This is a genomic window from Angelakisella massiliensis, from assembly GCF_900104675.1.
Classification (GTDB): Bacteria; Bacillota; Clostridia; order Oscillospirales; family Ruminococcaceae; genus Angelakisella; species Angelakisella massiliensis.
The window spans coordinates 969,473-983,648 of sequence record NZ_LT629944.1; the positions used below are offsets into that span (position 1 = coordinate 969,473).

At 48.8% G+C, this 14,176-nt stretch carries 8 protein-coding genes and 1 pseudogene; all 9 read left to right on the forward strand.

Annotation, left to right across the window (positions count from 1 at the left end; all coding sequences use genetic code 11):
- Positions 1-34: 34 nt before the first annotated feature.
- Positions 35-6,610: pseudogene (locus BQ5383_RS21495) on the forward strand (SNF2-related protein); the annotation flags it as partial.
- A gap of 195 nt (positions 6,611-6,805) precedes the next feature.
- Entirely contained in the window at positions 6,806-8,926 is a 2,121-nt protein-coding gene (locus BQ5383_RS05175; protein WP_071428840.1) for a recombinase family protein, read from the forward strand.
- On the forward strand, positions 8,851-9,228 hold the full coding sequence (locus tag BQ5383_RS05180) for a TnpV protein (RefSeq protein ID WP_054325472.1): 378 nt from the start codon (positions 8,851-8,853) through the stop codon (positions 9,226-9,228). The genes BQ5383_RS05175 and BQ5383_RS05180 overlap by 76 nt, the downstream gene beginning before the upstream one ends.
- Before the next feature lie 340 nt (positions 9,229-9,568).
- A complete protein-coding gene (locus BQ5383_RS05185; protein WP_071428839.1) occupies positions 9,569-10,129 on the forward strand; it encodes an RNA polymerase sigma factor in 561 nt (186 codons plus the stop codon).
- A complete protein-coding gene (locus tag BQ5383_RS05190; RefSeq protein WP_054690455.1) occupies positions 10,126-10,818 on the forward strand; it encodes a hypothetical protein in 693 nt (230 codons plus the stop codon). The genes BQ5383_RS05185 and BQ5383_RS05190 overlap by 4 nt, the downstream gene beginning before the upstream one ends.
- Before the next feature lie 388 nt (positions 10,819-11,206).
- On the forward strand, positions 11,207-11,398 hold the full coding sequence (locus tag BQ5383_RS21500; protein ID WP_054325471.1) for a hypothetical protein: 192 nt from the start codon (positions 11,207-11,209) through the stop codon (positions 11,396-11,398).
- Positions 11,379-12,401, forward strand: coding sequence for an AAA family ATPase (locus BQ5383_RS05195; protein WP_207646796.1), 1,023 nt, complete (start codon positions 11,379-11,381; stop codon positions 12,399-12,401). The genes BQ5383_RS21500 and BQ5383_RS05195 overlap by 20 nt, the downstream gene beginning before the upstream one ends.
- Positions 12,402-12,582: 181 nt before the next feature.
- Positions 12,583-13,848: a plasmid recombination protein gene (locus tag BQ5383_RS05200; protein ID WP_071428837.1), complete on the forward strand. Its 1,266-nt coding sequence runs from the start codon at positions 12,583-12,585 to the stop codon at positions 13,846-13,848.
- 124 nt (positions 13,849-13,972) lie between these two features.
- Positions 13,973-14,161 (forward strand): transposon-encoded TnpW family protein, encoded by a 189-nt coding sequence (locus BQ5383_RS05205; RefSeq protein ID WP_004452856.1) that lies wholly within the window; start codon positions 13,973-13,975, stop codon positions 14,159-14,161.
- Positions 14,162-14,176: the final 15 nt, after the last annotated feature.

Consider the following 14,176-nt stretch of genomic DNA (forward strand, 5'->3'; position numbering starts at 1 on the left):
TTCGATTCCTGAATGGAAGGGAGGACAGATAACCATGCCAACCAAAGCAGAAATGTACGCGCAGATGGCGGAGAAGGTCGCGGTCCAGCTCACCGGCAGTTGGCAGGAGTGGGCGGGCTTTCTCACTACCGCCGCCCGGCTTTACAAGTACCCCTATCACGAGCAGCTGATGATCTACGCTCAGCGCCCGGACGCTACCGCCTGCGCCGAGTACGACCTGTGGAATGACCGCATGGGCCGGTATGTGCGGCGCGGTTCCAAGGGCATCGCCCTGGTGGACGATTCCGGGGACCGGCCCCGCCTGCGCTATGTGTTCGATATTTCCGACACCGGCACCCGTGAACATTCCCGCACCCCCTGGCTGTGGCAGCTGGAGGAACGGCACATTGGGCCTGTGTCGGCCATGCTGGAACGCAACTACGATGTGAGCAGCAACGACCTGGCCCAGCAACTGGCTGATGTGGCCGCCAAGCTGGCGGAGGAATACTGGGACGAACACAGGCAGGACATTCTCTATATCGTTGACGGTTCCTTTTTGGAGGAGTACGATGAGTACAACATCGAGGTGCAATTCAAGTCTGCCGCCACCGTCAGCATCGCCTACGCCCTGATGTCCCGATGTGGGCTGGATACGGAGCAATATTTCCAGCATGAGGACTTCATGCCGATTTTCGATTTTAATACCCCGGCCACGGTTGGGGCATTGGGAGCGGCGGTCAGTCAGATGAACCAGCAGGTGCTGCGGCAGATCGGCGTCACCATCCAGAATTATGAGCGCGAACAACTCGCGGAAAGGAGCAACCACCATGAAGAACAACCTGACTTACACGCAGAACGGGGATTACCTGATTCCCGACCTGAGCCTGAGCGAACAGCCGGAGAAGCCCCTGGGCAAGTACGGGCGGCTGCGGAAAGCGTATCTGAAGGAACACCGGCCCCTGATTTACAACCAGCTGCTGCTGACCGAGAAGCTGTACCCGCACCTCATCGAGATCGACGAGACGGCGAACAGCCGTCTGGAGCAGATGATGCCCCAGCTGGCGGAGTCGGCGGGCGCGACGGAGGAGCTGAAAGCCCGCGACCCGATGCAGTGGGTGGGCCTGATGAACACCTGCAAGGCCCAGGCCGAGGAGATCCTGCTGGCGGAGCTTATCAACAGCTGACCTTAAACCTGTTCCTCTCCGAAGCGGAACAAATCCAGATAATTGACGAAGCAGAGAGTGTGAAAACGCCCTCTGCTTCTTCTTTTGCCCAGGAGCAGCCGCAGCCAGAAGCTGGCGACTATGAGGCGGAGTCGGTAAAGCCTACCCTCCGAGAGCTGCATGAGAAATATAAGCCTATTGTACTGGAGGCTGTTACCGAGGATACCCGATACCGCAACGCCTGTGGTCACAGCGATTATGAAAGTGCCGTGATTGAAGGCAGATCGGCCATCCGCCGCGCTGTTTTGTCGTCCGGCAACAGGGAGCTGCTCCAGCTCTATTCCTATACGCCGGAGTTCCGCCAACGCTTGCACAGAGAAATCATTGACGAGACCTATCCGCGTCTCCACGAGCTGCTGCGCCCGCTTTCGCAGGATGACATCGACGATGCCATCCGCGTTTGGAATGGGGACGCTGCCAGCAAACGTGCGGTGGTCCACTATATGGCAGACCATGCACGAGAGAAAGATACCGCTGCCTGGCTGGCCCGCGAATATAGCGGCGGAGACAGCACAAAGCTGTTGCTCGCCCGTGCCGGAAGCTCCGTAGAAATGGAATTGCCGTGGCCCAAAGTGCAGCGCCGGATTGCCCAGCTCATTGCGGATGGCACTTTCCTGACAGAACAGGAGCGCCAGCCGGAAAGGCAAGAGCAGGATGTCCGCCGGTATCAGGTGGTGGTCTATCACCATTCTGAGAACGGCTTTGATGAGCGTATGGAATATCCCAAACGGGAAGAAGCCGAAAAGGCCGCCCAGGGGTATGTGGACGGCACGATGGAGCCGGACGGCTTTGCCTACGACGGCGCGGCAATCTACGATTTGCAGCAGCGGACCTACCTGCGTATTTTTGGCAACTACCCGGATGAGGCCGCGCAGGCACAGGTCGCACCACCCGACCTGTCCGGCCAGCCCGTCACCCGCGAGGGAGACACCATCACCATCGGGAACGGGGAGCCGGCTCATGAGATTGACATTACCGTTTCCGATGAAGAATACGAGGCCATCCCGGAGGAAAAGGTCTATGACCCTGCCGCGCCGGTCTACCATGAGGGCGACACGGTCTATCTGGACAATCAGGAATACCAGATCACAGAACTGCGGGCGGATACCGTACAGCTTCTTCCTTCCGGCATGACTTACCCAATCTTCCGGGCCGAAAGCCGGGAACGGTTCGAGCAGCTTCTGAAAAACGACCTGCGAAACGGCTCCATTACCGAGTTCCTTTTTGCCAACCCGGAGAAAGCGGACCAGGACCTGCGGGAAGTGCTGACTTCCGGCCTGCTTGCCTGGCAGGATAAGGAGTACATTTCCCGCTGGCTACGGGATGGCGAGGGCAACACCAAAATCGCCAAACGCCTTTCCGAGCTGTATTCCGGGCGCGTGGAGACGATGGACCTTGTGACCGGGGATATAGCGGACTACCGCACCTTCACCACCAGCGTTGAGGTGGAGATCCTGGACCATGAGGAACGAAAACTTGCGACCCTGGCATACCGCTGGGATGAACTTGTGCCGCTTCTGCGGGGATTGTATGTGCATGAGCAGGACGGATTCTTCCAGGACCCAGACGGCTTTAAGCGGTATGCGGTAGAGGAAACATCGGATGCGTTTGAAGAACCCTTCATTGTCCGCGACCAGCAGACGGGGCGCTATTATGATCTGGATGATATATACCAGACCTTTGAAACAAGGGAAGAAGCCGAAGCCTTTGCGGACCGGTTGAACACGCCCTTCCTGGAAGGCACCCCTTCTTACCAGGTGGGCGACCATGTGACGCTCCCTGCGCCCGATCATCCCATCACCGGCACGATTGATGCCATTGAAGATACAACGGTCCGCATTTACACCGGGCCTTATGCCTGGAGTTATGATGTCATCAGCCGGGAACAGTTTGAAACCTGGCTGCGCCAGGATGAGCGCAACGCCGGACTGTTTACGCCGGGGGAAAAAGAAACCCCTGCGCCGGAAATCACAGCCGAGCCAGTTAAGGTCTACCCCGGCGACAAGAATAACCTGCCCTATGACGTGGTGGTGGAACGGCTGCACATCGACCAGCCGGAACCCACGCCGCAGGAACCCGTGCCCGCCCCGGAAGTGGAGGCAGATGCAGAACCGGGGCCGCAGGTCGCCATCCCGGTAAACGGTGAGTGGCAGACCTTCCCCGACCAGAGGGCAGCTGAGCAGGCGGCCTACCAAGAGTACAAAGACAACCTGCGCCGCAACGCGCAGAATTTTCACATCAACGACGACCATCTGGGTGAGGGCGGCCCCAAGGCCAAGTACCAGGCCAATGTGGCAGCGATTAAGCTGCTGAAGCATCTGGAGGAGACCACCGGGCAGTCCACGCCGGAGCAGCAGGCGGTATTGTCCCGCTATGTTGGCTGGGGTGGCCTGGCAGATGCCTTTGACCCGGACAAATCTGCGTGGGCTGCCGAGTTTTCGGAACTGAAAGAACTGCTGACCCCGGAGGAATACGCTGCGGCCAGAGCCTCCACCTTGAATGCCCACTACACCAGCCCTACCGTCATCCGTGCCATCTATGAGGCCGTGGAGAAGATGGGCTTCCGTACCGGCAACATTTTGGAGCCGTCTATGGGCGTGGGCAATTTCTTCGGAATGCTGCCGGAGAGTATGGCGGACAGCCGCCTGTACGGCGTGGAGCTGGATTCCATCAGCGGCCGGATCGCAAAGCAGCTTTACCCCAAGGCTGACATCACCGTGGCGGGCTTCGAGACCACCGACCGGCGGGACTTTTACGACCTTGCCATCGGCAACGTGCCTTTCGGCCAGTACCAAGTCAACGACAGAGCCTACAATAAGCTGGGCTTCAACATCCATAACTACTTTTTTGCAAAATCTTTAGACCAAGTGCGCCCCGGCGGCGTGGTGGCTTTTGTCACCAGCCGCTATACGATGGACGCCAAGGATTCCACCGTGCGCCGGTATCTGGCCCAGCGGGCCGAACTGCTGGGAGCCATTCGTCTGCCCAATGACGCTTTCAAAAAGAATGCCGGAACTGAGGTTGTTTCGGACATTCTCTTTCTGCAAAAACGGGACCGCCCGCTGGACATTGCGCCGGACTGGACCCAGGTGGGCCGGACCGAGGACGGCTTCACGGTCAACCAATATTTTCTGGACCACCCGGAGATGGTGTTAGGGCGGCCTACCGCTGAAAGCACCCAATATGGCAAGCAGGACTACACCGTGGCCCCCATCGAAGGGCTGGAGCTGGCCGACCAGCTGCACGATGCCGTGAAGTACATCCAGGGAACCTATCAGGAGGCCGCGCTGCCGGAGCTGGGCGAGGGCGAGGAGATCGACGAATCCCTCCCGGCTGACCCCAACGTGAAGAACTACTCCTACACGGTGGTGGACGGTGCGGTGTACTTCCGGGAAAACAGCCGCATGGTGCGCCCTGACTTGAATGCCACCGCCGAAGCCCGTGTCAAAGGGCTGGTAGGGCTGCGGGACTGTGTGCAGCGGCTCATCGACCTGGAAATGGACGCCGCCGCGCCGGAGGCCGCCATCCAGGGACAGATGGCCGAACTGAACCGGCTCTATGACGATTTTTCCGCCAAGTATGGCCTTATCAACGACCGGGCCAACCGGCTGGCCTTTGCCGATGACAGCAGCTACTATCTGCTCTGCGCCCTGGAGGTGCTGGACGAGGATGGGAAGCTGGAACGCAAGGCGGATATGTTTTCAAAACGGACCATCAAACCCCATGAAGCCGTCACCACGGTGGACACGGCCAGCGAAGCACTTGCGGTATCCATTTCGGAGAAAGCCTGTGTGGATATGGCTTACATGGAGCAACTGACCGGCAAGACCAGTGAGGAGCTGGCCGCTGAACTGCAAGGCGTCATTTTCCGCGTTCCCGGCCAGGCCGAGCCGGATGGGCGGCCCCACTATGTCACGTCGGACGAGTACCTGTCTGGCAACGTGCGCCGGAAGCTGCGTCAGGCACAGCGGGTAGCCGAAACCGACCCGTCCTTTGCGGTCAACGTGGAGGCACTGACCGCCGCCCAGCCCAAGGACCTGGACGCTTCCGAGATCGAGGTGCGGCTGGGGGCAACGTGGATCGACAAGGAGTATATCCAGCAATTCATGTACGAGACCTTTGACACGCCCTTTTACCTTCAGCGCAGCATTGAGGTCCACTATACCCCCTTTACGGCGGAATGGCAGATCTCCGGCAAGACTGCCGTTGGACAGAACAATGTGGCTGCTTATTCGACGTATGGAACCGAGCGGGCCAACGCCTATAAAATCCTGGAGGACAGCCTGAACCTGCGGGATGTGCGCATCTACGACACCGTGGAGGACGCAGACGGCAAGGAGCGCCGGGTGCTGAACGCCAAGGAGACTACCCTTGCCGCGCAAAAGCAGCAGGCTATTCGGGAGGCGTTCAAGGATTGGATTTGGCGCGACCCGGAGCGGCGGCAGGCATTGGTGCGCCAGTACAACGAGGAGATGAACAGCACCCGGCCCCGCGAGTATGACGGCAGCCATATTGTCTTTGGCGGCATGAACCCGTCCATCACCCTGCGGGAACACCAGAAAAACGCCATCGCCCATGTGCTGTACGGCGGCAACACGCTGCTGGCCCATGAGGTGGGTGCGGGCAAAACTTTTGAAATGGTTGGGGCCGCGATGGAGGCCAAACGGCTGGGCCTTTGCCAGAAATCTCTCTTTGTGGTGCCGAACCACTTGACCGAGCAGTGGGCGTCGGAGTTCCTGCGGCTCTACCCATCCGCCAACATCCTGGTGACAACGCGAAAAGATTTTGAGAAGCACAACCGCAAAAAATTTTGTGCCAGAGTCGCCACTGGCGATTACGATGCCATCATCATGGGTCACAGCCAGTTTGAGAAAATCCCCATCAGCAAGGAACGTCAGGAGCGGCTTTTGCAGGAACAGATCTGGGAGATCACCGAGGGTATCTCTGAGGTAGAGGCCAGCGGTGGGGAGCGTTTTACGGTCAAGCAGCTGGAACGCACCCGAAAGTCCCTGGAAGCCAGGCTGGAAAAGCTGCAAGCCGAGGAACGAAAAGATGACGTGGTGACGTTTGAGCAGTTGGGCGTTGACCGGCTGTTCGTGGATGAGGCCCACAACTATAAAAATCTGTTTCTTTACACCAAAATGCGCAATGTGGCGGGCCTCTCCACTACGGACGCGCAGAAATCCAGCGATATGTTCGCCAAGTGCCGCTATATGGACGAGCTGACGGGTGGCCGGGGCGTTGTCTTTGCCACCGGCACACCCGTGTCGAACAGTATGACCGAACTTTATACCATGCAGCGGTATCTCCAATATGACCGCCTGCAAGAGCTGGGCATGACCCACTTTGACTGCTGGGCCAGCCGCTTCGGGGAGACCTGCACCTCGCTGGAGCTTGCCCCTGAAGGATATAATTTAGTAGGACGATAAATAATGCGTTCCTAAATTGAAAATAGGCTATCAAAATCGGTTTTGGAACTTCAAAAAAATCTTTTAATTTTCTTGAAAAACAGTTCCGCTTTGCACCCCTATTTTCTCCTATTAGCAGAGGGAGTAATCCCTGTAATGCTAAATCAGATTACATAAAGAAAGGAGGATAAGAGAATGTCAAGGACTTCAAAGATTACAGCAATTTATGAGCGTTTATCAAGAGATGATGACCTCAATGGTGAGTCAAATTCAATCACCAACCAAAAGCAATACTTGGAAGATTACGCCCGAAGAAATGGCTTTACGAATATCCGTCATTTTACTGACGATGGTTTTTCGGGTGTGAATTTCAATCGTCCGAGTTTTCAGGAGTTGATTAAGGAAGTAGAAGCAGGAAATGTCGCAACGATTATTGTTAAGGATATGAGCCGATTAGGACGAAACTATCTGCAAGTCGGCTTTTATACGGAAGTTCTGTTCCCACAGAAAGATGTCCGTTTTCTTGCAATAAACAACAGCATTGACAGTAATAATGCTTCTGATAATGACTTTGCCCCATTTTTGAATATAATGAACGAATGGTACGCCAAAGACACAAGCAATAAAATTAAGGCTGTGTTTGATGCTCGTATGAAAGACGGAAAGCGTTGTAGCGGTTCAATTCCCTATGGATATAACCGATTAGCAACCGACAAACAAACGCTTGTCGTTGACCCTGTGGCTTCTGAGGTGGTAAAGCGTATCTTTCTGCTTGCCAACGAGGGCAAAAGTCCGAGAGCAATCGCTGAATTGCTTACCGAAGAAAAGGTTTTAATTCCGGCTGCACACGCAAAGGAATATCACCCCGAACAGTATAATGGAATAAAGTTTACAGACCCGTATCTTTGGGGAATGTCAACCATAAGAGCGATTTTAAGCAGACAGGAATATCTCGGTCATACTGTTTTGCGTAAATCGGTCAGCACCAATTTCAAACTGCACAAAAGAAAGAATACCGATGAAGATGAACAGTATGTATTTTATAATACGCACGAGCCTATCATCTCGCAGGAACTTTGGGACAGCGTTCAGAAGCGAAAGAAACGAGCGAACAGGACAGCAGCCAAAGGTACGCATAGCAACCGTTTAAGCGGTTATCTGTACTGTGCGGATTGTGGCAGAAGAATGACCCTGCAAACGCATTACAGTAAAAAAGACCGTTCGGTGCAGTATTCTTACCGTTGCGGTGGGTATGCAAGCAGAGTAAACTCCTGCTCTGCCCATTCAATTAGTGCTGATAATGTTGAAGCCTTGATATTATCGGCTGTCAAACGATTATCAAGATTTGTTCTGAATGACGAAGAAGCCTTTGCAAAGGAACTTCAAGCACTTTGGAATGAAAAGCAGACAGAAAAGCCAAAGCACAATAAATCGGAATTGCACCGTTTTCAGAAGCGATACGATGAATTGTCTAAACTTATTCGTGGCTTGTATGAAAATCTTGTTTCGGGATTACTGCCCGAAAGACAGTATAAGCAACTGATGAAGCAGTACGATGACGAACAGGCTGAACTGGAAACGAAGATTGAGGAAATGGAAAAGGAACTTACCGAAGAAAAAGTAAATGCTGTTGATATTAAGCATTTCATTTCTTTAATTCGCAAGTGCAAAGAGCCGACAGAAATTTCCGATTTGATGTTTGCTGAACTCATTGACAAGATTGTGGTTTATGAAGCAGAGGGTGTGGGAAAAGCAAGGACACAAAAGGTTGATATTTACTTCAACTATGTCGGGCAGGTCGATATTGCCTATACAGAAGAAGAACTTGCTGAAATAAAGGCACAGGAAGAACAGATTGAGATGGAACGCTTGGCAAAACAGCGTGAGCGTGAAAAAGCCTACCGAGAGAAGCGAAAGGCGAAAAAACTCGCTGAAAACGGTGGAGAAATCGTCAAGACAAAGATATGTCCTCACTGTCAAAAAGAGTTTGTGCCTACAAGTAACCGACAGATATTCTGTTCAAAGGATTGTTGCTATCAGGCAAGGCAGGATAAGACAAAAGCCGACAGAGAAGCAGAAAAAGGAAATCATTATTATCGTCAGCGTGTATGTGCTGTGTGTGGCAGTACCTACTGGCCTGCACACAGTCAGCAGAAATTCTGTTCCGAAGAATGTCAAAAGCAAAATCACAACGAGAAATCTTTGGAATTTTATCACAAGAAGCGAAAGGAGAAATCAGAATGCAAAGATTTATTACAGACGAAAGAACTGGTATCCAGTACGAACTCATCGGAGATTATTACTATCCCTGCTTGACGATAGAAAACGAAGAACCGCCTACGCTCACAAAATACGGAAGAATGAGGGAAAGATATTTGAGGGAGCATAGGAAAGTCTTATATTGCAATCTGCTTACAAGCGGAAAGTTATATGAACACCTTGCTGAAATTGATACTTCGGCGTGTAATATGGCGGAGTATCTGATAAAGGAAATGGCAAGAAAACAAGGTGTGACGGAACAACTGAAAGCGGAGGATATGATGAGATGGGTCGGATTGATGAATAATATCCGAGCCTGTGCAGATGAGATTGTATTGAACGATATTGTGTATTCCTAATAGCATACCAGCCGAAAAGGAACTGCTGTCTTTACTGATGGCAGTTTTCTTTTTCGGGAAGTATTCAAGAAGTCATTAAGTCGTGAGTGTAATGGAAGTGGTTAAATTGAAAGTTCATAAAGATGGTATGATGTGTTAAAATGAGAGTGATGAATTGTAATTTTCCGCATTGAATATTAAGAGACTTGTAGGTGTAAGCCTTTTGCTGTTTTATTATATTCTTTCAAAAAATGAAAGCTAATCTTTGAATAAATATTTTTTGAATTTAAGTGACGCTTGACACATTTTTCCCGTTTATTAGGGTGAAAGGCCTTAATACAAGGGAAAGGAGGAGAAGCCTATGGATGATAAGCAGATATTAGATTTATATTGGGAGCGCTCCGAAGCTGCTATATCCGAAACTTCAAAAAAATACGGAAAGTATTGCAGATACATAGCCTTTAATATTCTTCACAATGACGAAGATAGCGAGGAATGTGTAAATGATACTTATTTAAGAGCTTGGAACAGCATACCGCCTAACCGTCCATCTGTCCTAAAAACTTTTTTAGGGAAGATTACTCGCAACCTATCTTTGGACAGGTACGAACTGCTTAATGCAAAGAAACGTAATGGTGGGCAAATGCCATTGGTTTTTGATGAAATACAAGAGTGCATACCATCGTTGGATAGTACAGAAAACATTGTTGAAGAAATCGCTCTAACGGATATTCTCAACCGCTTTCTTTCTTCCCTGTCATTAGAACAGCGAAAAATCTTTATGAGAAGATATTGGTATTTATCGCCCATTAAAGAAATTGCAACGGAATATGGTATGAGCGAGAGCAAAATCAAGATGTCATTATTTCGTTCAAGGAACGAACTCAAAAAATTGTTAGAGAAAGAAGGTATCTCTGTATGAAAGAAAAGAAACTTTTAAGGGCATTGGGAAATGTCGATAATCAGTATATTAAGGAGGCTGAACCTATGAAAAAAACAAGTAAAATAACTAATCGGCAAAAATGGGTGTCTGTTGCAGCTTGCTTCGTACTCGTTGCTGTGATTGGAGTGGGAGTTTTTCAAAGCAATCTGTTTGGTACAAAAAACGATATTGCCACGCTGAATGATGGAGAAACAATTACTTTTGTTAAAAATGACTTATCACAATCTTCAATTAACTTAAATGTAACAACAAGACCTTTGAGCGATGCTGAAATTGAAATGCTTTTTGCAGACTTGCCTGTTACCGCAGATGCTTATTTTGATGCTGACAATCATAATATTCTGGGTTTTGAGGGAAAAATTGATGATACAAGAATGGTAGTTTCTAAACAGGGTGTAAATCTATTAGATACTATCATTGATGGAAATACAATCACTTCAAGTGTAGACGGCGTTGATATCAACGCAGGATATTTCGTAACAAAGTCAAATAGTCAAGGTGTCAAAACCGTAATATATTATGCAACCTTTGATATGGGAGAGAACACTATTTATGTAGAGTATTCTGGCGTTGAAAATGAAAGTGAAACTGTAAAAAACAACTTGGCAGACACAATTTTGAAGTTGATTGAGAACGGTGCATTTGATTTGAGCCAAATCCAAGAATAATCTGCAAATTTCATATACTAAGAACTTGATGTAACACCCTATACCCTTAAAAAATAGGGAAAGTAATATAAAGCCCCAAAAAACAAGTCTAAAAAGCTCTATTAGAACGGTATCTTCGCTTTTTGCCTGTTCTTATGATTATAATTTTAGTGGTCACGTTTTTTGCTACTTGAATGACAGAAAACATCGTAGAAATACGGTGTTTTTTGTTGCCCCAAACCCTACAATTTCATACATAACCACAGGTTAGTACAAATACCTTGCGTGATTTTTTTGAAAGGCTTAGAAAGGCAATTTTGCCCGATTTTCGCCCCGAAAAATGACAGAAACAAGGCTCTGAGTATCTTTCCTGTGGTTTTTTTATTTTCAGACGGAAAGGAGGATTGATATGCCGAGAATGAGTAAGAAACGGAAACAAGATTGGGCATTGTTTCTGAACGAAAGAAATCGCATTACCTACAACGAACTTTGCAGAAAATGCAGTAATGACTGCAAGCAGAGTTTCCGTTGTATCGTGGTGCTTTGCCCTAAGTATTTATCGAAAAGGAGAACGAAGAAAAATGAAGCAAATGGAAAATGAAATGAATGTAAATGTCCCTCTCGAAGTTATTAAGGCAAGTGAGATTGAGCCGAAGGAAGTGAAATGGCTGTGGTATCCGTATATTCCGTACGGCAAGGTTACGCTGTTGCAGGGCGATCCGGGCGATGGAAAAAGCAAGTTAATGCTGTCAATCGCCGCACTGCTCTCTAAGGGCGAACCTCTGCCTTTTACTGAAACGGAAGAAAATGAGCCTATGACTATCATCTATCAGACAACGGAAGATGATGCAGACGATACGGTAGTACCCCGATTTAACTCTGCCGGTGGGAACGGAGAAAACCTTATCTTCATCAAGGAAGATGAAAAGTCTTTATCCTTTGGAGATAACCGTATTGCTGAAGCAATCGAAAAGTATCACGCAAAACTTTTAATTCTTGACCCGATGAGTTCCTATATCGGAGAGAACTGTTCAATGAACAATGCCAACGAAACAAGGGCAGAGTTTAATCACTTGATTGCAGTTGCAAAAAATACTGGCTGTGCCATCGTGATTATCGCTCATATGAACAAGATGAGAGATACCAACCCTCTTTATCGTACCAACGGTTCGATTGATATTGCGGGTGCTGCAAGAAGTATTTTTGCAATCACACGCACACCGAACAAAGAAGCACCGGCGGAAAGATATATGGTTCAAGTGAAATCCAACCTTGCCCCGACAGGCTCTGCAATTCTCTTTGAGGTTGCAGAAAAGGGAGTGGACTTTATTTCTGAAATGGAAATGACAGCAGAAGAAGCGTTCCAGTCCCTTGCCCCTAAAATGGGCAGACCGAACGAAAAGGAAACCAAGGCGAAAGAATTTCTTTTGGAAATGCTGAAAGACGGAGAAATGCTTTCTTCGGATTGCGAAGAAAGACTTGAAGCCGCTGGGTTCAAAAAATCGACCATCAAAAAGGCAAAGAAGAAAGCAGAAGTTATCTCCCAAAAGAAAGGCTTTCTGTGGTACTGGTCTTTGCCGATGGGCGATATACCGAGAGAATAAAAGCAGGCTGTCTGATGGGAGGACAGTCTGTTTTTATGATTGAGGTATCAAAAGGAGGTCAAGGGGGAACTCCCTTGCCCACGACATCTTTGCAGACGAAGTCTGAAAGTGTCATAGTGGGTTACACACATTCAAAGAATGTTGTGTAATGGCTTCGCCCCTGCCGAGAAAGGAGAGCAAAATGGCAAAAATCGACAAGGCGGATATGAGTTGTGCAAGGGTAAAACAGTACACCGCTTCTGATGTGAGCAAGGCGGAAAGGCACAACGAACGCAAGAATGAAACCTACGAAAATATGAATGTGATTGAGGAACGAATACCCTTTAATGTGCATTTCAAAAAGCCGACTGCCCCTACCTATATGGAACAGTTAAAACAGATGGAAGCAGACGGTCAGGTGTCGCTTCGTGGGTTGAGGAGAGACGCAACACTCTTTAATGAGATAGTGATTGATGTGAATACGATGTACTTCGAGCGTAATGGTGGCTATGAATACGCAAAGCAGTTTTATGAAGAAGCCTATCGTTTCATCGTGGAAAAATTCGGTGCTGACAATGTTATATCGGCAGTAATGCACGCTGATGAAATCAATGTAGCCGCAACCGAGGAACTGGGAAAAGAGGTTTACCATTATCATCTTCACGCTATGGTTCTGCCAGTGGTGGAGAAAGAAATCCTATGGAGTAAGCGTTGCAAAGACGAAAAACTGCGAGGAACGGTCAAGGAAGTTGTTAATCAGATAAGCCATTCAAAGAAATGGAAATCGGATATTCCGCTGACCGATGAAAAAGGAAAGCCGCTTCTTAGGAAGAACGGAAAGCCGATGTTTAGAGCTTCGTACAGCATACTGCAAGATGAATTGTTTCACTATATGACGGAGCAAGGGTTCAAAGGCTTTCAGCGTGGCGAATACGGAAGTACAGCAGAGCATTTGACTTCCCTGCAATATCAAATCCAACAGGACAAAGAGCGATTGGAGAAGTTGCAGAAGCGTATTCAAAAGGAACAGGTCAAGTATGAGCCTGCCCGTCATATCTCCAAAACCTTAAACGAGATTGACAGTATGGGGCAGAAAACAATCACAGGTAAAATGGCAATCTCCAAAGAGGATTATTCTCAACTGACAGCCCTTGCCAAAGAGGGTATTACCAGTCGTGCGGAAATCAAAAAATTTGAGCAGAGTGCAAATTTTTACCGACAGAAGTATATGGACAGTGCAAACGCATTGGAACGAATGAAAACCAAATACAACGAACTGAAAGAAAAGTGCAGACCTTTTCTTGAAGCGTTGGAACATTTCCCCGAAGTTGCTAAACTTTTTACCGAAAAAGTGAAGCAACTTTTTTCTTTTAAGGAAGCACAGGAACGAGCCGAAAAAGAAGCAAGGGAAAAAGAAAGACAAGAGCGTACCAAGGCACGAAGAAACAAGCGGGATATGGAGAGATAACCATTTCCATTATACTCACGACTTAATGACTTCTTGATATGTTCCGATGAAACAGGCTGTATTTGTGGGGTGTTCCAAACGGAATGCCCCACCAGTCAATTTATGAAAAGGAGAAACGGACTATATGAAAGAAAACACTTTATCTTATACAACACGAATAGGCAAAACAACTTTTATTGTCAATGTGAAGCAATCGGAAAGTGCGAAGAAGCCTTTGAATACGGTGTTTCAAGAAATATGCAGACACGAGATGTTGGGAGATTTTTCAGCGGATAAATATTTGAATTTAGAAAACTTGCAAAAATCATCTTGACAAACTCGTTCCCGA